Annotated in this window: 14 protein-coding genes and 5 tRNA genes; 9 read left to right on the top strand and 10 right to left on the bottom strand. The window is 70.0% G+C overall.

Annotation, left to right across the window (positions count from 1 at the left end; all coding sequences use genetic code 11):
• Positions 1-3: 3 nt before the first annotated feature.
• The gene (leuC, locus tag I2501_RS04720; protein WP_196192545.1) at positions 4-1428 is read right to left on the bottom strand and encodes a 3-isopropylmalate dehydratase large subunit; all 1425 of its coding nucleotides are present in this window, start codon (positions 1426-1428) and stop codon (positions 4-6) included.
• 123 nt (positions 1429-1551) lie between these two features.
• Here leuC and I2501_RS04725 point away from each other — a divergent pair, with 123 nt between their 5' ends.
• Positions 1552-2265 (top strand): IclR family transcriptional regulator, encoded by a 714-nt coding sequence (locus I2501_RS04725; RefSeq protein ID WP_196192546.1) that lies wholly within the window; start codon positions 1552-1554, stop codon positions 2263-2265.
• 106 nt (positions 2266-2371) lie between these two features.
• Here the strand turns inward: I2501_RS04725 and I2501_RS04730 are convergent.
• The 8 genes from I2501_RS04730 to I2501_RS04765 all read right to left on the bottom strand — a co-directional run bounded on the left by I2501_RS04730 (position 2372) and on the right by I2501_RS04765 (position 4740).
• Positions 2372-2443 (bottom strand) — tRNA-Gln (locus tag I2501_RS04730).
• Between the two features lie 4 nt (positions 2444-2447).
• Positions 2448-2520: transfer RNA gene (locus tag I2501_RS04735), tRNA-Glu, on the bottom strand.
• A gap of 20 nt (positions 2521-2540) precedes the next feature.
• Positions 2541-2613 (bottom strand) — tRNA-Glu (locus tag I2501_RS04740).
• Positions 2614-2633: 20 nt separating this feature from the next.
• Positions 2634-2706 (bottom strand) — tRNA-Glu (locus I2501_RS04745).
• A gap of 17 nt (positions 2707-2723) precedes the next feature.
• Positions 2724-2798 (bottom strand) — tRNA-Gln (locus I2501_RS04750).
• A 76-nt stretch (positions 2799-2874) separates the two neighbouring features.
• Positions 2875-3630: an HAD family hydrolase gene (locus tag I2501_RS04755; protein WP_328806195.1), complete on the bottom strand. Its 756-nt coding sequence runs from the start codon at positions 3628-3630 to the stop codon at positions 2875-2877.
• Positions 3623-4390, bottom strand: a complete 768-nt coding sequence (locus tag I2501_RS04760; RefSeq protein ID WP_196192547.1) for a fumarylacetoacetate hydrolase family protein — start codon at positions 4388-4390, stop codon at positions 3623-3625. Before I2501_RS04760 ends, I2501_RS04755 begins: the two co-directional genes overlap by 8 nt.
• Before the next feature lie 158 nt (positions 4391-4548).
• Positions 4549-4740, bottom strand: a complete 192-nt coding sequence (locus I2501_RS04765) for a hypothetical protein (RefSeq protein ID WP_196193027.1) — start codon at positions 4738-4740, stop codon at positions 4549-4551.
• Positions 4741-5519: 779 nt separating this feature from the next.
• On the opposite strand from I2501_RS04765, the gene I2501_RS04770 reads away from it, so the two are divergent.
• The 8 genes from I2501_RS04770 (at position 5520) to I2501_RS04805 (ending at position 16219) form a co-directional block, all read left to right on the top strand.
• Positions 5520-9011: an ATP-binding protein gene (locus tag I2501_RS04770; RefSeq protein WP_236045872.1), complete on the top strand. Its 3492-nt coding sequence runs from the start codon at positions 5520-5522 to the stop codon at positions 9009-9011.
• 14 nt (positions 9012-9025) lie between these two features.
• The gene (locus tag I2501_RS04775) at positions 9026-9439 is read left to right on the top strand and encodes a roadblock/LC7 domain-containing protein (protein WP_196192549.1); all 414 of its coding nucleotides are present in this window, start codon (positions 9026-9028) and stop codon (positions 9437-9439) included.
• 239 nt (positions 9440-9678) lie between these two features.
• The gene (locus tag I2501_RS04780; protein ID WP_196192550.1) at positions 9679-10047 is read left to right on the top strand and encodes a DUF742 domain-containing protein; all 369 of its coding nucleotides are present in this window, start codon (positions 9679-9681) and stop codon (positions 10045-10047) included.
• On the top strand, positions 10028-10612 hold the full coding sequence (locus I2501_RS04785; RefSeq protein WP_196192551.1) for a GTP-binding protein: 585 nt from the start codon (positions 10028-10030) through the stop codon (positions 10610-10612). The genes I2501_RS04780 and I2501_RS04785 overlap by 20 nt, the downstream gene beginning before the upstream one ends.
• 366 nt (positions 10613-10978) lie before the next feature.
• Positions 10979-14437, top strand: a complete 3459-nt coding sequence (locus tag I2501_RS04790) for a sensor histidine kinase (protein ID WP_328806196.1) — start codon at positions 10979-10981, stop codon at positions 14435-14437.
• A 14-nt stretch (positions 14438-14451) separates the two neighbouring features.
• A complete protein-coding gene (locus I2501_RS04795; protein WP_037610761.1) occupies positions 14452-14865 on the top strand; it encodes a roadblock/LC7 domain-containing protein in 414 nt (137 codons plus the stop codon).
• A 183-nt stretch (positions 14866-15048) separates the two neighbouring features.
• Positions 15049-15642: a DUF742 domain-containing protein gene (locus I2501_RS40500; protein WP_328806197.1), complete on the top strand. Its 594-nt coding sequence runs from the start codon at positions 15049-15051 to the stop codon at positions 15640-15642.
• Complete coding sequence (locus I2501_RS04805) at positions 15623-16219, top strand: GTP-binding protein (protein ID WP_196192553.1); 597 nt, start codon at positions 15623-15625, stop codon at positions 16217-16219. The genes I2501_RS40500 and I2501_RS04805 overlap by 20 nt, the downstream gene beginning before the upstream one ends.
• 229 nt (positions 16220-16448) lie before the next feature.
• Here the strand turns inward: I2501_RS04805 and cimA are convergent, their stop codons facing one another.
• Positions 16449-18038: a citramalate synthase gene (cimA, locus tag I2501_RS04810; RefSeq protein ID WP_196192554.1), complete on the bottom strand. Its 1590-nt coding sequence runs from the start codon at positions 18036-18038 to the stop codon at positions 16449-16451.
• Between the last annotated feature and the right edge of the window lie 195 nt (positions 18039-18233).

An 18233-nucleotide genomic window follows, 5' to 3' on the forward strand; every position in this document is an offset into this window, starting at 1 on the left:
GGTTCAGGCCTCCACGAGGGTCGGAGCGTCGGACAGGTCGGCGGGCGAGGCCAGGTGGCCCAGCACCGCGGTGGCGGCGGCCACCTGCGGGGAGACCAGGTGGGTACGACCGCCCTTGCCCTGGCGGCCCTCGAAGTTGCGGTTGGAGGTGGACGCGCAGCGCTCACCCGGGGCCAGCTGGTCCGGGTTCATGCCCAGACACATCGAGCAACCCGCGTGACGCCACTCGGCACCGGCCGCGGTGAACACCTTGTCCAGGCCCTCCTCGATCGCCTGCAGCGCGACCCGGACGGAGCCCGGGACGACCAGCATCCGCACGCCGTCGGCGACCTGGCGGCCGTCCAGGATCGACGCCGCTGCGCGCAGGTCCTCGATGCGGCCGTTGGTGCAGGAGCCCACGAAGACCGCGTCGACCTTCACCTCGCGCAGCGGGGTTCCGGCCGTGAGGCCCATGTAGCGCAGCGCGTTCTCGGCGGCGATGCGCGCCTGCGGGTCCTCGAACGAGGCCGGGTCCGGCACGTTCGCGCCCAGCGGGGCGCCCTGGCCCGGGTTGGTACCCCAGGTGACGAACGGGGTCAGCTCACTCGCGTCGATGAAGACCTCGGCGTCGAAGACCGCGTCCTCGTCGGTGCCCAGGGTCTTCCAGTACGCCACCGCGGCGTCCCAGTCCTCGCCCTTGGGGGCGTGCGGACGGCCTTCGAGATACGCGAAGGTGGTCTCGTCCGGGGCGATCATCCCGGCGCGGGCGCCGGCCTCGATCGACATGTTGCAGATGGTCATCCGCGCCTCCATCGAGAGCGCGCGGATTGCCGAACCGCGGTACTCCAGGACGTAGCCCTGGCCGCCGCCGGTGCCGATCCGGGCGATCACGGCCAGGATCAGGTCCTTGGCCGTGACGCCGTCGGGCAGTTCGCCCTCGACGGTGATGGCCATCGTCTTGAACGGCGCCATCGGCAGCGTCTGCGTGGCCAGCACGTGCTCGACCTGGCTGGTGCCGATGCCGAACGCCAGTGCGCCGAAGGCACCGTGCGTGGAGGTGTGCGAGTCGCCGCAGACGACGGTGGTGCCGGGCTGGGTCAGTCCCAGCTGCGGTCCCACCACGTGGACGACGCCCTGCTCGACGTCGCCCAGCGAGTGCAGCCGTACGCCGAACTCCGCGCAGTTGCTGCGCAGCGTCTCCAGCTGCACCTTGGAAACCGGGTCCGCGATGGGCTTGTCGATGTCCAGGGTCGGCGTGTTGTGGTCCTCGGTCGCGATCGTGAGATCGGTACGACGCACCTTCCGCCCCGCGAGACGCAGTCCGTCGAAGGCCTGCGGACTGGTCACCTCGTGGAGGAGGTGCAGATCGATGAAGAGGAGGTCGGGCTCGCCCTCGGCGCGCCGAACGACGTGGTCGTCCCAGACCTTCTCCGCGAGTGTGCGTCCCATCGCCATCCCTCCGACCGGCGACGTCGCCGGTACAGCCGTCGATTGCTCTCTGTTTTTCCAGAGTGGCGCAGATCCCAGAAGATTGAACTTGCGTCTCGCGATCCGAGACTGCAATATCAGGGCATGGACAACTCTAGTGGCGTCGGCGTTCTCGACAAGGCTGCTCTGGTGCTGAGCGCGCTAGAGGCAGGCCCCGCGACCCTGGCCGGGCTCGTCTCGGCAACCGGATTGGCGCGCCCCACCGCGCACCGGCTGGCGGTCGCTCTGGAGCATCACCGCCTGGTCACCCGTGACATGCAGGGCCGCTTCATCCTGGGGCCCCGCCTCTCCGAGCTCTCCGCCGCGGCGGGCGAGGACCGGCTGCTGGCCACGGCCGGCCCGGTGCTCACCCACCTCCGCGACGTGACGGGCGAGAGCGCGCAGCTGTACCGGCGGCAGGGCGATCTACGTATCTGTGTGGCGGCGGCGGAGCGGCTCTCCGGCCTGCGGGACACCGTCCCTGTGGGCAGCACGCTGCCGATGAAGGCGGGTTCGGCGGCCCAGGTGCTGCTCGCCTGGGAGGAGCCGGAGCGGCTGCACCGCGGCCTCCAGGGCGCGCGGTTCACCGCGACCGCGCTCTCCGGCGTCCGCCGCCGTGGCTGGGCGCAGTCGATCGGCGAGCGCGAGCCCGGTGTGGCGTCCGTCTCGGCGCCGGTCCGCGGGCCGTCCAACCGCGTGGTGGCGGCGGTCTCCGTCTCCGGCCCGATCGAGCGGCTGACCCGCCACCCCGGGCGCCTGCACGCGCAGGCGATCGTCGAGGCGGCCGGCCGCCTCACCGAGGCGCTGCGCCGCGCCTGATTCCCCCCGTAAAGCCAAAACGGGCGGACCGCCTCGGCGGTCCGCCCGTTCACATGCGTTTCGGAAAACAAAAAAGACCCTTGCGGGTCTTAAGGGTGTTTCAGAGCTGGGGTACCAGGACTCGAACCTAGACTAAATGAACCAGAATCACTCGTGCTGCCAATTACACCATACCCCAAAAGTACCCCCGACCGGATTCGAACCGGCGCTACTGCCGTGAGAGGGCAGCGTGCTAGGCCGCTACACAACGGGGGCTTTGGCCCTTGCGGACCGAGTACCCCCGACCGGATTCGAACCGGCGCTACTGCCGTGAGAGGGCAGCGTGCTAGGCCGCTACACAACGGGGGCGTTGGTCCCTGCGGACCGAGTACCCCCGACCGGATTCGAACCGGCGCTACTGCCGTGAGAGGGCAGCGTGCTAGGCCGCTACACAACGGGGGCAAGATCTATGAAGTTTATGGCTGGGATACCAGGACTCGAACCTAGACTAACTGAACCAGAATCAGTCGTGCTGCCAATTACACCATATCCCATCGCACTGTCCAGGTGATCTTGGTGAGGACCTCTCGGCTCTCCCCGTCCCTCCCGGGCGGCGCAACAAGAAGAACACTACCGGATGGTGGGCGGCGCTCCAAAATCGATAAGCCGCAGCAGCTCCGGCAGGTCAGCGAGGGTCCGCACGCGCGGCACGTCGGCACCCTCGCGCAGGCCGTCGCCGGCCCCGTTCCGGTCCAGCCAGACGGCGTGCAGACCGGCGGCCAGCGCTCCCTCGGCGTCGGTCGTCAGCCGGTCGCCGACATAGACCACGTGCTCCGGCGCCAGTCCGAGCGCGGCGCAGCCGGCCAGGAAGGCCTCGGGCGCGGGCTTGGCGAAGCCGATCTCGTCCGAGCAGACGAGCGAGACGAACCGGCCGCGCAGGCCGATCGCGGCCAGCTTGTCCTCCTGGTACCGACTTGACGAGTTGCTCAGCAACCCGTGCCGGTAGCCCCCGAGGGCGTCGAGCGCCGGTATCACGTCGTCGAAGACGCGACGGTGACGGGCGAAGGCGTCCAGGTAGCGGGCGAACCACTCGTCGGGGTCCGGGGTCGCGCGCCCGATCCGGGCGAGGAAGGCCTCGACCCGGATCCGGCGCTGCTCCTGGAAGCCGATCTCACCGGCCAGGAAGCGCCCGTAGGCCGCCTCCACGTCCGCGGTCCACCAGGCCTGGGCCTGCTCGGGCGAGGCGAACTCGCCCAGCAGGTCGAGCTCGGCCAAGTGCTCGAGAATGCCCGCGCGTTCGGCCCCCGAGTAGTCGAAGAGCGTGTCGTCGATGTCCCAGAGGACACCCCGGACGTCCTCGGATATACGGTCGAAACCGTCAACCACGCTTGACCACACGGTTGGTCAACGTGCCGATGCCTTCGACGTTGACCGAGACCTCGTCACCGATCTGCAGCGGGCCGACGCCTGCCGGGGTGCCGGTCAGGATGACGTCGCCGGGCAGCAGGGTCATCGCGTCGGAGATGTGCACGATCAGGTCGGCGATGGAGCGGACCATCTGCGAGGTGCGACCGGCCTGGCGGAGTTCGCCGTTGACGGTGCAGGTGACGGCGAGGTCGTTCGGGTCCAGTTCGGTCTCGATCCACGGGCCCAGCGGGCAGGCCGTGTCGAAGCCCTTGGCGCGCGCCCACTGGCCCTCGCGCTGCTGGATGTCACGCGCCGTCACGTCGTTGGCGCAGGTGTAACCGAGGATCACCTCGTTGACCCGGGCGTGCGGCACCTCGCGGCACATCCGCCCGATCACGACGGCGAGTTCGGCCTCGTACTGCACGTCCGAGGAGAACGGCGGGTAGGCGATGTTCTCGGTCGGACCGATGACCGAGGTGGACGGCTTGAAGAAGGTGAGCGGCGCCTCGGGCACCTCGTTGCCCAGCTCGGCCGCGTGGGCGGCGTAGTTGCGGCCCACCGCGACGATCTTGCTGGGCAGCATCGGCGGCAGCAGCCGGACGTCGGCCAGCGGCAGCACCTGGCCGGTCGGCTGCGGCTCGCCGAACGGGTGGCCGGCGAGCACGGCGACGGTCTCGGCATCGGCGTCGACCACGCCGAAAGTGACCGCCCCCTCGATGGAAAACCTGGCGATACGCACGGTGGGGACGTCTCCTTCTTGCTTGGACGCTGCTGGCTTGGACGCGGCTGGACGGTGATCGAACCGAGTTCAGCCTAGGCCCCCGCGCCCGGGCATGCCGAAGGCCCCGCCGGGGGCGGGGCCTTCGGGGACGACCTCGGGTGATCTCGAGGGAACGACTACTGGACCGTTCGCGGTTCCGGGGCGATCATGAGGTTGGTGCGGCGCGGGTTGGCCGTGTGCTGCGGGAGTTCCGCAGGCTCGGCGGCGGAGGCGCGCAGCGCGGGGCCGCCGTCCACGGGGAGGGCGTCGAGCTTCGTGCGACGGGGGTTGGCCGTCGGCCGGAAGCTCATGGTGGTCTTGAAGGTCACGGGGAACCTCACCTCGGAATCGTTCAGTGGCACATCCAGGATCTCATTCCACACCCGGGCCACCGAGCACTACCGAAACTGCTGTGAGTTTGCTCACTTTGCTTATGGGTAGGCAGCACAGTTACGACATTGTGCCCACTCCAATATAGCGGTCATAAAGCTCATATCGGACAAAATCATGACGCGGCGTCACGACCTTCGCCGCTTTGCTGGCCACCCGCGTGTCCGAAAGATACGGTTTCCCTGCGCCCAAGTCGCACGCAGCGTCACTCGGACCCCACGTGGGGTCACTCCTACCGTCACGTAGCGTCGCCCCTTGTTGGAGATCGGGCACTGTGCTGGAATGCCACGGACCGTCGGAGTCCGCCCCTCCAAACGCTGAACCGGCCGGGGCCGATCCGACGGCGGCATACGGGCGTCCACTCGGGCCCGACCGGGGCCCAACGCCCACCGAGAACTCGACACCGTCCCACCGCCTCGTGCGAGGGACGCCTGGTCCAGAGGTTGCGACGCTAGTGCAGGGACGTAATAAGAGGGGTGGCGGCGCGGGCAACCCGGCGGACCGCGGAGCCGCAGGCCAGCAGCCGTCGCCGAATGCCCCCCACGCCGCCGAGGGCTCCCGCCCCGGGCCTACGCAGAGCCGGCCCGAGGGCGATCCCAAGGGTGCCAAGCCCACTGCCAAGCCAACCGGCAAGAGTGCCGGCAAGGCCACTGGTTCGGGTGGAGACGGTTCGAACACGAGCCGAATAGGCAGAATCACGCCGCCGAAGGTCAGCGGCTTGCGCCGCTATGCCCTCAGCAACTGGAAGATCCGCACCAGGCTGACCGCGCTGCTGATCCTCCCGGTGATCGCGGCCATCGTCCTCGGTGGTCTGCGTATCCAGGGATCGCTGCAGACCCAGCAGCAGTTGGACAACGTGTCCAAGCTCGGTGACGTCGCCCAGGCGGCGACGCTGCTCGCGATCTCGCTGGAGAACGAGCGCGACGACATGGCCCTCGCCAGCGGTCCGGGGAGCAATCCCCTCACCGCCGACGCGGTCGTGTTCGACATGAAGCAGACGGCTACCAAGCAGACCAAGCTCACCACGCTGGTCGACTCGCTGGACAAGACGCAGCTTCCCGGCGGTGGTGTCGACATCAACAACGTCCTCACCCGGCTGAACCAGCTCCAGACGATCCAGAGCTCCGCGTTCCAGGCGACCCAGGGCGGTGACCTGCAGAAGACCATCGCCGCGTTCGACAGCCTGATCACCCCGCTGACCCAGATCACCCAGGACCTGGCCCTCGCCTCGTCCAACCTGCAGCTGGTCCAGGCGACCCGGTCGCTCCAGGCGTTCACCGCGTGGCACGAGGACATGGCCATCGTCCGGTCCACGCTGACCGCCGCGCTGGTCAACACCGACTCCAACAACGTGCCGGTCGCCAACGCGCTGCAGGCGAGCGACCGTGTCTACGCGCTGGCCGCGTTCCAGGACGCCGCCACCCAGCAGCACGAGTTCACCGCGCTCTACACCGCGGACAAGGCCAACGCGCTGATCGGTCCCTGGCAGAACAACTCGGTCTACCAGGAGACCACCCAGTTCGCGCAGCAGGTGCTGACCAGCACCCAGCCGCTCTCCGCCCAGCAGAACCTGCTGAACAGCCAGGACTGGTTCCAGAAGTCCGGCACGATCATGCAGCAGATGGGCCTGGACGAGAGCTTCCTGGTCCAGGAGCTCAACAACACCGCGGCCACGCTGCGTTCCAACGCGGCGACCGACGCCTACGTCAACGCCGGTCTGATCGTCCTGGTCCTCCTCGTCGCCGTCCTCGGCGCCGGTCTGGTGGCCCGCTCGATGGTCCGCACGCTGGCCAAGCTGCAGGAGACCGCCGAGGACGTCGCCGAGCACACGCTGCCGGAGATGGTCCGCAAGCTCTCCGAGGCCGATCCGCAGGACGTGGACGTCACGATCGAACCGATCGGCATCGACACCACGGACGAGATCGGTCACGTGGCCCGCGCGTTCGACAAGGTGCACAGCCAGGCGGTCCGACTGGCCGCCGAGCAGGCCCTGCTCCGAGGCAACATCAACGCGATGTTCACCAACCTCTCGCGCCGCTCGCAGGGTCTGATCCAGCGTCAGCTGTCGATGATCTCCGAGCTGGAGTCGCGCGAGGCCGACCCGGACCAGCTGGCCCAGCTGTTCAAGCTCGACCACCTGGCGACGCGTATGCGTCGTAACGGTGAGAACCTCCTGGTCCTCGCGGGCGAGGACCCGGGTCGCCGTTGGACCCGCCCGGTCCCGCTGGTCGACGTGCTCCGCGCCGCCGCGTCCGAGGTGGAGCAGTACGAGCGCATCGAGCTCGCCTCGGTGCCGACGGCCGACGTCGCCGGCCGCGTCGTCAACGACCTCGTCCACCTGCTCGCCGAGCTGCTGGAGAACGCGACCTCGTTCTCCAGCCCGCAGACGCGGGTCAAGGTCACCGGTCACGCGCTGCCGGACGGCCGGGTGCTGGTCGAGATCCACGACACCGGTATCGGCCTCTCCCCCGACGACCTGGCGGAGATCAACGAGCGACTGGCCAACCCGCCGGTGGTGGACGTCTCGGTCTCCCGCCGCATGGGTCTCTTCGTGGTCGGTCGACTGTCGCTGCGTCACGGCATCCGGATCCAGCTGCGCCCGAGCGACTCGGGCGGCACCACCGCGCTGGTCATGCTGCCGGTGGACGTCACCAACGTGGCCGAGCGCCGCGCCGGTTCGGGTGCTCCTGCGGCTGGTGCCGCGGGACAGCGTCCGGCCGCGCCGGGCGGTCCGCAGCGCACCCCGCTGGGCTCCGGCCCGCAGGGCGCGCCGGGCGGTTCCGGTGCTCCGGGTGCTCTCGGCGGCTCCGGCCTCGGTGGTCCCGGCAGCCTGGCCGGCGGCCCGAACCCGCGCCCGTCGCTGCCGCAGCAGTCTCAGCAGCCGGGCCTGCCCGCCGGTGCGGGCGCGCCCTCCGGCTCGACGCAGAGCGGCCTTCCGCGCCGTGGCGGTCAGCCGCAGGGCGGCGGCCAGACGGGCGGCTTCGACGGCGGTCAGACCGACGGCCGCGGCATGCCGACGGCTGCGTCCGCGCAGTCCGGCCTGCCGCAGCGCGGCGGTCAGCCCGGCCAGTCCGGACAGTCCGGCCAACCCGGACAGACCGGCCAGCAGGGGCAGTTCGGCCAGCAGGGCCCCGGCCAGCAGCAGGGCGGCTGGAACCCCGGCCAGACCGACGGCCGCGGCCTGTCGATCCCGGGCGCCGGTCAGAGCGGTGACGCCGACTTCGGCGCCGGCTCCGGCCTGCCGCAGCGCGGCGGTCAGCGGTCCGGACAGCAGCCCGGCCAGCAGCCGGGCGGCTTCGACCCGAGCCGTACCAACGGCCGTGGCATCCCGATCCCCGGCCTCGGCCAGGGTGCCGACTCCGGCCCCGGCGCGGGCGGTTTCGACCCGAGCCGCACTGACGGCCGTGGTCTGCCGATCGACTCGGGCTTCCCGGCGCCCGCGCAGCCGCAGGCTCCGCAGCCGCCGGTCGCGCAGCCGCCGCAGCCCTACGAGGGCGGCCTCTGGTCCGAGCAGCCGCAGCACGGTTCGCCCGCCGGGCAGCCGCTCGGCGGTGACACCGGTCAGTTCCCGCGGTCCCGTTACGAGGAGGAGGCGCCCGCGCGTCCGGCCCCGGCCGAGCCGCAGCCCTTCCCGCAGCGTCCGCAGCCGGACGCCTCGGACCCGCTGACCCGCGCGCTTCCTGCTGCCGAGACCGGGGCGAACAGCTCGTCCCCGATCTTCGAGCAGATGGAGACCACCTGGTTCCGCGCCGGTCGCGCCGAGCGGATGCGCGGCGTGCAGGTCTCCGCGGACGAACTGTCCGCGCAGCAGCCGGATCCGCGTCAGGCGCAGGCCCCGAGCCACGCCCAGCAGCCCGCACGTCCGGGGCAGCCGGCCGGTGCCAGCGCCGTGTCCGGCATGGGCGACGGCCAGGCGCCGTGGCGCAGTTCCGCGAATGACGAGACGTGGCGGCGGGCCGAGCAGGTCCGCGAGCCGAGTGCGGGCGGCATGATGCCGTCCGGTCTGCCGCGCCGCGTGCCGAAGGCCAACCTGGTCCCCGGCACCGCCGAGGCGTCCTCCCTTCCCGGCCCGCAGGTCTCCCGGTCCCCCGACGAGGTCCGCGGTCGTCTCACCAACCTGCGTCGTGGTATCCAGCAGGGTCGTGCCGCGGGGGCGGCCGGTCCTGACCAGGGCAACGGTGCGTACGGCAGCAACCCCCAGGAGCGTTGATCAAGATGACTCAGATGAGCCAGGCTGCTCACAACTTGAACTGGTTGATCACCAACTTCGTGGACAACACCCCCGGGGTGTCGCACACCGTGGTGGTCTCCGCCGACGGCCTCCTGCTCGCCATGTCCGAGGGCTTCCCCCGGGACCGCGCCGACCAGCTCGCCGCAGTCGCCTCCGGCCTCACCTCCCTGACCCAGGGCGCCTCGCGGATCTTCGAAGGCGGCAAGGTCACCCAGACCGTGGTCGAGATGGAACGCGGATTCCTCTTCATCATGGCCGTCTCCGACGGCTCCTCCCTCGCCGTCCTCTCCTCCCCCGACAGCGACATCGGCCTGGTCGGCTACGAGATGGCCCTCCTCGTCGACCGCGCCGGCGACGTGCTCACCCCGGCGCTCCGCGCCGAACTCCAGGGCAGCCTGCTGCACTGAGCTGAGCCTGGCTCTGATCGTCAACTGGTAACGGAACTTGACGAGATATCACCAAAGGTGAGAGATGCGCCACTCGGTGAGCGAATATCCGGGGTCGCCCGAATTTCGCTCACCGAGGCCCCGTACACTCCGTCCCGATTGCGCCACCGAGCACTGGCAGATCAGAGACCGTCAGGACCCAGCACGATCCACCTCGCCGCGGAGAGGCACGACGGCCGCTGCAGCACCAAGGAGGACAGATGACTTCACCACACGGAGGCCAGGGCGGCCGGCCGTTGGTGCGTCCGTACGCCATGACCGGCGGACGGACCCGCCCGCGGTACCAACTCGCCATCGAGGCGCTGGTCTCCGCAACCCCTCAGGCCTACCGGGCCGGTGTGCTGCTCCCCGAGCACGCCCGGATCGTGGACCTGTGCCGTGAGGTGAAGTCGGTCGCCGAGGTCTCCGCCCTCGTTCCGATGCCGTTGGGCGTCGCCCGAATCCTCGTGGCCGACCTGGCCGAAGCCGGCCTGGTCGCCATCCACCAGCCCGCCGCCGCAACCGACAGCGGCGGCGCGCCTGACGTCACACTGCTCGAAAGGGTGCTCAGTGGACTACGCAAGCTCTAGCCCGCCCGTTGCGTCCCGAGCCACGACCTCCGCGAAGATCGTGGTGGCGGGCGGCTTCGGCGTGGGCAAGACGACTCTGGTCGGCGCGGTGTCCGAGATCAACCCGCTCCGCACCGAGGCCGTGATGACCTCGGCCTCCGCAGGGATCGACGATCTGACCCACGTCGCCGGGAAGACCACGACCACGGTCGCCATGGACTTCGGCCGTATCACGCTGGACGAGGACCTGATCCTCTATCTGTTCGGCACACCAGGCCAGGACCGCTTCTGGTTCATGTGGGACGACCTGGTCCGCGGCGCGATCGGCGCCGTCGTCCTGGTCGACACCCGCCGCCTGGCCGACTGCTTCCCCGCGATCGACTACTTCGAGAACAGCGGCCTGCCCTTCGTCGTGGCGCTCAACAACTTCGACGGATACCAGTCCCACAATCCCGAAGAGGTGCGCGAGGCACTGCAGTTGGGCCCGGACACACCGATCATCAGCACCGACGCCCGTCGGCGCGACAGTGCGAAGTCGGCACTGATCACCTTGGTCGAGCACGCGCTGCTCGCTCGGCTGCGGTAGCCAGGGCAAGAGCGGGCGTTGAACTTTCCATAACGGTTCGACACGCATTTCCCACCCAGAACTCACCACCGGTGAGCGGATGCCTACGCAGCGCCGAATGGAGCGTGGGCATTCGCTGCCAGTGGCCCCTTATGTCCGATTTACCACCAGGAACCCATTCCCGTACGGGTGTTTGGCCAAGGCCACGGGCCCGTGCTGGAATGCCTGCCACCGCGGGTTGACCCCCGGATGCACGACAAGGCCGCCCCGGCCGAGAGGTTGAGTCGAGTGAGCCAGAACGAGGCAGCTCCAGGCGCCGGAAGCGCGCCCCAGGTACGGCCCGCGGGTCGGCTCTCGCTGAGCAACAGGCGTCTATCCTTCAAACTGGTGACGATCCTGCTGGTGCCGGTGGTTGCAGCACTGACCTTCGCAGGACTGCGGGTGCAGAGCTCGTACACCACCTGGAGGGCGGCCCAGGACGCGGTGAAGACCGCGCAGATCGTCGAGGCGGCGACCACGGTCGCACAGGACCTGGACGAGGAGCGCGACAGCTCCCTCCCGTACCTGATCAAGGGCGACGACAAGAATCCGGTGGTCGTCAACGCGCGCGCGACGAGTGACGCCGCGATCGCCACCTTCCAGAACCTGGCGGCGAACGCGCCGAACGTCGGCCACCTCCAGGAGCGCGTCAAGACGGCGAACGACCAGCTGAAGGGCCTCACGCAGCTCCGCGCCGGTCGCTACCAGGCCTACGACACCACGACGGAGGAGGGGTACTCCCACCTTCTGTCCGCTCTTCAGGCTCTGGACAACGAACTCGTCGTCGGCAACGGCAGCTCCATCAACTCCGACGCCCGCTCCATCTACGCGATCACGCTCACCAAGGACGCGATCTCGGTCGACCGCGCCATCGGGCTGCACATGCTGCTGGAGCCGACGCCGTCCAGCAGCGCGGACGTCGCCGGTCGCCAGAGCCAGATGATCCACCTGTGGAGCTTCCTCTTCCTCGAGCAGGTCGCCGAGAACGAGTTCGACAACGCGGCCGACCCGCAGTTCAAGCAGCTCCTCGCCCAGGACGAAGCCCAGGCCGCCCAGCAGGCCAAGGCCATGGCCGCGCAGGCCGCCCAGCAGGCCGCGCAGGCCCACCAGAGCTACGTTCCGCCGCCGGCTGACATCCAGACGATGGTGAACTACATCGCCAGCGGCTCGATGAGCAACCGCGAGCTGGCGGCGAAGGGTGTCACGGTCCCGAACTGGGACGCCGTGATGACGCTCTCCTTCAACGCCTTCCGCGGCGTCGAGAAGCAGCTCACCTCCACCTCCGTCAGCCAGGCCACGGCCGCGGCCGACCAGGCCAAGAACGACATGATCGTCAACGGCGCCGCAGCGCTGGGCGCACTGATCCTGGCGAGCATCGTGACCACGCTGGTCGCCCGGTCGATGACCCGCAACATGCGCCGCCTGCGTGACAGCGCCCAGCAGATCGCCAGCGAGCGCCTGCCCGACCTGGTCCGCCAGCTGTCGAAGACCGACCCCGGCCGCGTGGACCTTTCCGTCGCGCCGATCCCGGTCTCCGGCAAGGACGAGATCGCCGAGGTCGCCCGCGCGTTCGACGACGTCCACCGCGAGGCGATCCGACTCGCCGCCGAGCAGGCGCTGCTCCGGGGCAACGTCAACGCGATCTTCACCAACCTGTCCCGCCGCTCGCACGGCCTGATCGAGCGTCAGCTCGACCTGATCACGGACCTGGAGAACAACGAGGCCGACCCGGACCAGCTGGAGAACCTCTTCAAGCTGGACCACCTCGCCACCCGCATGCGCCGCAACGGCGAGAACCTGCTGGTTCTGGCGGGCGAGGACGCCGGGCGCACCTGGGGTGAGCCGATCCCGCTGGTCGACGTGCTCCGCGCCGCTGCCTCCGAGGTGGAGCAGTACGAGCGCATCGAGCTGGCCGGGATCCCCGAGACCGACGTCGTCGGTCCCGCCGTCACGGACCTCGTGCACCTGCTGGCCGAGCTGCTGGAGAACGCCACCACCTTCTCCAGCCCGCAGACCCGGGTCAAGGTCACCGCGACCCGACTTCCGGACCAGCGCGTGCTGGTGGAGATCCACGACAAGGGCATCGGCCTGACGGCCGACGACTTCGCCGAGATCAACGCCAAGCTGGCCGAGCCGCCGACCGTGGACGCCTCGGTGTCCCGGCAGATGGGCCTCTTCGTGGTCGGCCGCCTGGCCGAGCGCCACGGCATCCGGGTCCAGCTGCGCCCCTCCGGCGAGTCGGCGGGCACCACCTCGCTGGTGATGCTCACCGAGTCGCTGATCCAGACCTCGCACCCGGTGCTGCAGCCCGAGGAGCAGTTCACCGTCTCCCGGATCTACCCGGAGAACCCGCAGGAGCGCCAGCACGCCGCGTTCGGCGCCGGCCCCGACGGCGGCCCGATGCGGACGGCGAGCGACCTCGGCTTCGACGACAGCCGCTACAACCCGGCCGCGCAGCAGGGCGAGCAGCCCGTCGAGCAGACGCTGGCGCTGGACCCCGTGCAGCGCTCGCTGCGCCTGGGAGCGCGCCGCGAGCAGGCCGCGCTGGAGCCCGGTTCCGAGACCGGGAACGCGCCCGCAGCGGCGTCCTCCCCGGCTCCCCAGGCTCCGGCACCGGCTCCGGCGCCGCAGGGCTTCCCGGGCCAGAGCCAGGGCGGCCAGCACGGCCTCTCCGGTCAGCCCGGCTTCGGTCAGCCCGGTCTCGGTCAGCCGAGTCAGCCCGGCCAGTCCGGCCAGGGATTCGGTGACTTCGGCGACCAGGGCTACCAGCAGTCGCAGGAGTTCGCGGCGCAGGGCTTCTCCGACGGGTACCCGCAGAACAACGGCTACCAGCAGGACTACGGCACCGGCGAGTACGGCAACCAGTACGGCACGGACCAGCGCGACGACTACGGCCGGGACTTCGACGAGCGCTTCGGCTCCGCGTCCGCGTCCGGCGCGGGTGCCGGCTCGAACTTCGGTGCCGGCTCGAACTTCGGCGGCGGCAACTTCGGTGGCAACTCGAACTTCGGCGGCGGCGACTTCGGGGGCGACCGCTCCGGCGGGCCGTCCTACCCGGCGCGTGACGCGGGCTACGAGGCCGGGCGCTACACGGCGCAGAGCTTCGAGTCCGGTCCCGCCGAGCGCCGCCCCTACGGCGCGGAGTCCGGCGACGACAACTACCTGACCCCTGGCTCCACTCCGGGCATGCAGCACTACGGTGCGGGCGGCTCCGCGGGCGCCGGCGCGAACGCCGGCTTCGGCGGCGGCGCGGGCGACCGCGGCTTCGAGCCGGAGCCCATGCACGGGACCGGAGCCGTGGACCTGCCCGGCTCCGCCGGACTTCCGATGCGGCGTCCGGGCGCGGCCCTGGGCGGCGGTTCGGCCGGCGGCCAGGAGACCGGCGAGCGTCCCAACTGGTTCACCGGCGCCAAGGTCAGCGGCCAGTCGACCGCCTCCATGCCCGTCATGCCTTCGGCCCAGCAAACCGGTTCGACCGTCCCGACGGGCGGCCGCGGCGAGACGCCCGCGCTGCCCGCCACCCCCACACCTGGTCTCGCGACGCGCGAGACACTGACCGGCGGCACCACCGGAGCGGGCCTCCCGCGCCGTGTGCCGCGCCAGAACCTGCTTCCCGGACAGATCCAGGACCCGGCGGGCGCAGGCGTCCAGGAGACGCCTCAGCCGCCGTCCCAGCTGTCCCGATCCCCTGAGGAGGTCCGCGGTCGCCTGACGAACCTGCGCCGCGGCATCCAACAGGGCCACAATGCGGGCGACACCCCCCAACCGGGCAATGGCCCGTACGGCACCAACTCCCAGGAGCGTTGATCAAGATGAGCCAGATGAGCCAAGCGGCCCAGAACCTCAACTGGTTGATCACCAACTTCGTGGACAACACCCCCGGGGTGTCGCACACCGTGGTGGTCTCCGCCGACGGCCTCCTGCTCGCCATGTCCGAGGGCTTCCCCCGGGACCGCGCCGACCAGCTCGCCGCCGTCGCCTCCGGCCTCACCTCGCTGACCCAGGGCGCCTCGCGGATCTTCGAAGGCGGCAAGGTCACCCAGACCGTGGTCGAGATGGAACGCGGATTCCTCTTCATCATGGCCGTCTCCGACGGCTCCTCCCTCGCCGTCCTCGCCTCCCCCGACAGCGACATCGGCCTGGTCGGCTACGAGATGGCCCTCCTCGTCGACCGCGCGGGGACGGTGCTGACGCCGGCGCTGCGCGCCGAACTCCAGGGCAGCCTGCTGCACTGATCTCCCGAACTACTTCGCAGTAACCGCACAGACGCGCAAGAATCACACAAGCCTCTTAGGAGCAGCACCACCGCACGAGCCAGCAGCACCCCCGAACCGCACCGCAGTGAAGCGGCGTCAACTCCACTGACGCAGCTACGCAGATAGCCGCAATGCCACGTCGTAACAGTGTGAGGAGGAACCGTGACACCGCCAGAGGACCAGAACGGCCACTACGGCGCTGCCTACCCCGGTACAGGCCATGACGCGTTCGGCGGTCCCGTCGGCGGCGGCTACGGCGCCGCCCCTGGGTATCCCGGCTACGACCAGCCCGCAGGTCACGGAGGCCAGTCCGGTTACTGGCAGGACCAGCAGCAGGACTGGCCGTCGCAGCAGCAGAGCTCGATGCACCGTGGCATGGGGCGTGTGCCGACGCCGGAGCCGGAGCCCCAGGACGAGGAGCCGCTGATCCGGCCCTACGCCATGACCGGCGGCCGGACCCGCCCGCGCTACCAACTCGCCATCGAGGCCCTGGTTTCGACGACGGCCGCGCCGGAGCGGATCGGCACGCTGCTGCCGGAACACCAGCGGATCTGCGGCCTGTGCACGGAGATCAAGTCGGTGGCCGAGATCTCGGCGCTGCTGTCCATCCCGCTCGGGGTGGCCCGCATTCTTGTCGCCGACCTGGCCGAGTCCGGCCTGGTCGCGATCCACCAGCCCGCCGCCGGGGGCGAATCCGGCGGAACGCCTGATGTGACACTGCTCGAAAGGGTGCTCAGTGGACTACGCAAGCTCTAGGCCGACTGCCCCCGCCGCGACAGGGGGCCGTAGTACGACCTCCGCGAAGATCGTGGTGGCGGGCGGCTTCGGCGTGGGCAAGACGACCCTCGTCGGCGCGGTGTCCGAGATCAACCCGCTCCGCACCGAGGCCGTGATGACCTCGGCCTCCGCCGGGATCGACGATCTCAGCCATGTGAGCGGCAAGACGACCACCACGGTGGCCATGGACTTCGGCCGTATCACGCTGGACGAGGACCTGATCCTCTATCTGTTCGGCACGCCCGGTCAGGACCGCTTCTGGTTCATGTGGGACGACCTGGTCCGCGGCGCGATCGGCGCGGTGGTCCTGGTGGACACGCGCCGCCTGGCCGACTGCTTCCCCGCGATCGACTACTTCGAGAACAGCGGCCTGCCGTTCATCGTCGCGGTCAACAACTTCGACGGGGCCCAGACGCACACTCCGGAGGAGGTGCGGGAGGCACTGCAGCTCGACCACGAGACGCCGATCATCTCGACGGACGCGCGCCGCCGTGACAGCGCGAAGTCCGCACTGATCACCCTGGTCGAGCACGCCCTGCTGGCCCGCCTGCGCTGAGCTTTTAGGGGCGCGGGGAACTGCGCGAGAAACCACCCTGTGCGGATGGCCCTCCTCGTTGAGGACCATCTGTCGTGGGTGGCTTGTCGCGCAGTTCCCCGCGCCCCTTGCGTGCTGCAACTACCTGCGGGAGCACGGGCTCTGCTTGTCGCGCCCACGCGGCGGAGCCGCACATGAGCAGAGCCTCGCGCCCCTTAGGCGTTGCAACTACCTCATGGCATCAGGCACTTCACGGCGTAAGGCCGGCCCGGAGGAGGCCGAAGGTGTAGGCGTCGTCGAGGGCCTGCCAGGAGGCGACGATGACGTTCTCGGCGACGCCGACCGTGGACCAGGACGTCTCGCCGTCCGTCGTCTCGATCAGGACGCGGGTCTTCGACCCGGTGCCGTGCTGGCCCTCCAGGATGCGGACCTTGTAGTCCGCCAGTTCCAGCTTGGCCAGCTGCGGGTAGAAGCGGCCCACAGCGGCCCTCAGCGCGCCGTCCAGCGCGTCGACGGGGCCGTTGCCCTCGCCCGTGGCGACGATGCGCTCACCCTTCGCCCAGAGCTTCACCGTGGCCTCGTTCGCGACAGAGCCGTCGCTCCGCTGCTCGGCGATCGCGCGCCAGGACTCCAGCGTGAAGAAGCGGTCCGCACCGCCGTTCGTCTCGGCCCGGAGCAGCAGCTCGAACGAGGCGTCAGCCGCCTCGTACGTGTAGCCCGCCAGCTCCTTCTCCTTGACCCGGTCGACGATGCGGCCGACCAACTCCCGGTCGGCGGACAGGTCGTAGCCGAGCTCCTTGCCCTTGAGCTCGACGCTGGCGCGACCGGCCATGTCGGAGACGAGCATCCGCATGCTGTTGCCGACCAGCGCCGGGTCGGTGTGCTGGTAGAGGTCGGGGTCGACCTTGATCGCCGAGGCGTGCAGGCCGGCCTTGTGGGCGAAGGCAGAGACGCCGACGTACGGCTGGTGGGTGGAGGGCGCGAGGTTGACCACCTCGGCGATGGCGTGCGAGATGCGCGTCATCTCGGGCAGGCGGCCCTCCGGCAGCACCCGGCGGTCGTGCTTGAGCTCCAGCGCGCCGACGACCGGGAAGAGGTTGGCGTTGCCGACCCGCTCGCCGTAGCCGTTGGCGGTGCACTGGACGTGGGTCGCGCCCGCGTCCACCGCGGCAAGGGTGTTGGCGACGGCGCAGCCGGTGTCGTCCTGGGCGTGGATGCCGAGCCGCGCGCCGGTGGTGGCCAGCACGTCGGCGACGATGTCGCGGACGCCGCCCGGCAGCATGCCGCCGTTGGTGTCGCAGAGGACCACCACGTCCGCGCCCGCCTCGTGGGCGGCGGAGACGACGGAGAGCGCGTAGTCGCGGTTGGCCTTGTAGCCGTCGAAGAAGTGCTCGCAGTCGATGAAGACCCGGCGTCCCTGGGCACGCAGGTACGCGACGCTGTCGCGGACCATCTCCAGGTTCTCCTCCAGCGTGGTGCGCAAGGCCAGTTCCACATGGCGGTCGTGCGACTTGGCGACCAGGGTGACCACCGGCGCACCGGAGTTGACCAGGGCCGCCAGCTGCGGGTCGTCGGCGGCCTTGCCGCCGGCCCGGCGGGTGGCCCCGAAGGCGACCAGTTGGGCGTTGCGGAGCTGGAGTTCGTTCGCGGCACGGGCGAAGAACTCGGTGTCGCGCGGGTTCGCGCCGGGCCAGCCGCCCTCGATGAAGCCCACACCGAAGTCGTCGAGGTACCGGGCAATCGCGAGCTTGTCGGCGACGGTGAGGTTGATGCCCTCGCGCTGGGCTCCGTCGCGCAGCGTGGTGTCGAAGACGTGGAAGTCGTCGCTGTGGGAGGTCATGGCCGGTGGTCTCCTGTCGGTGGCTGCCCGTTCAACGAAAAAGACCCCCCGCGGATGCGAGAGGTCTGCACGCTGGCCTGTTCCTGCGAAGTCAGACCGGCGTGCTGCAGCTAATAATCAGTGCGAACGTAGGCACGATCGCAGTCTGACACAGCGCCGAACGAAAGGGACCGCGCATCTCGCATGGCAAGATGC

It is taken from the genome of Streptacidiphilus fuscans (assembly GCF_015690355.1).
Classification (GTDB): domain Bacteria; phylum Actinomycetota; class Actinomycetes; order Streptomycetales; family Streptomycetaceae; genus Streptacidiphilus; species Streptacidiphilus fuscans.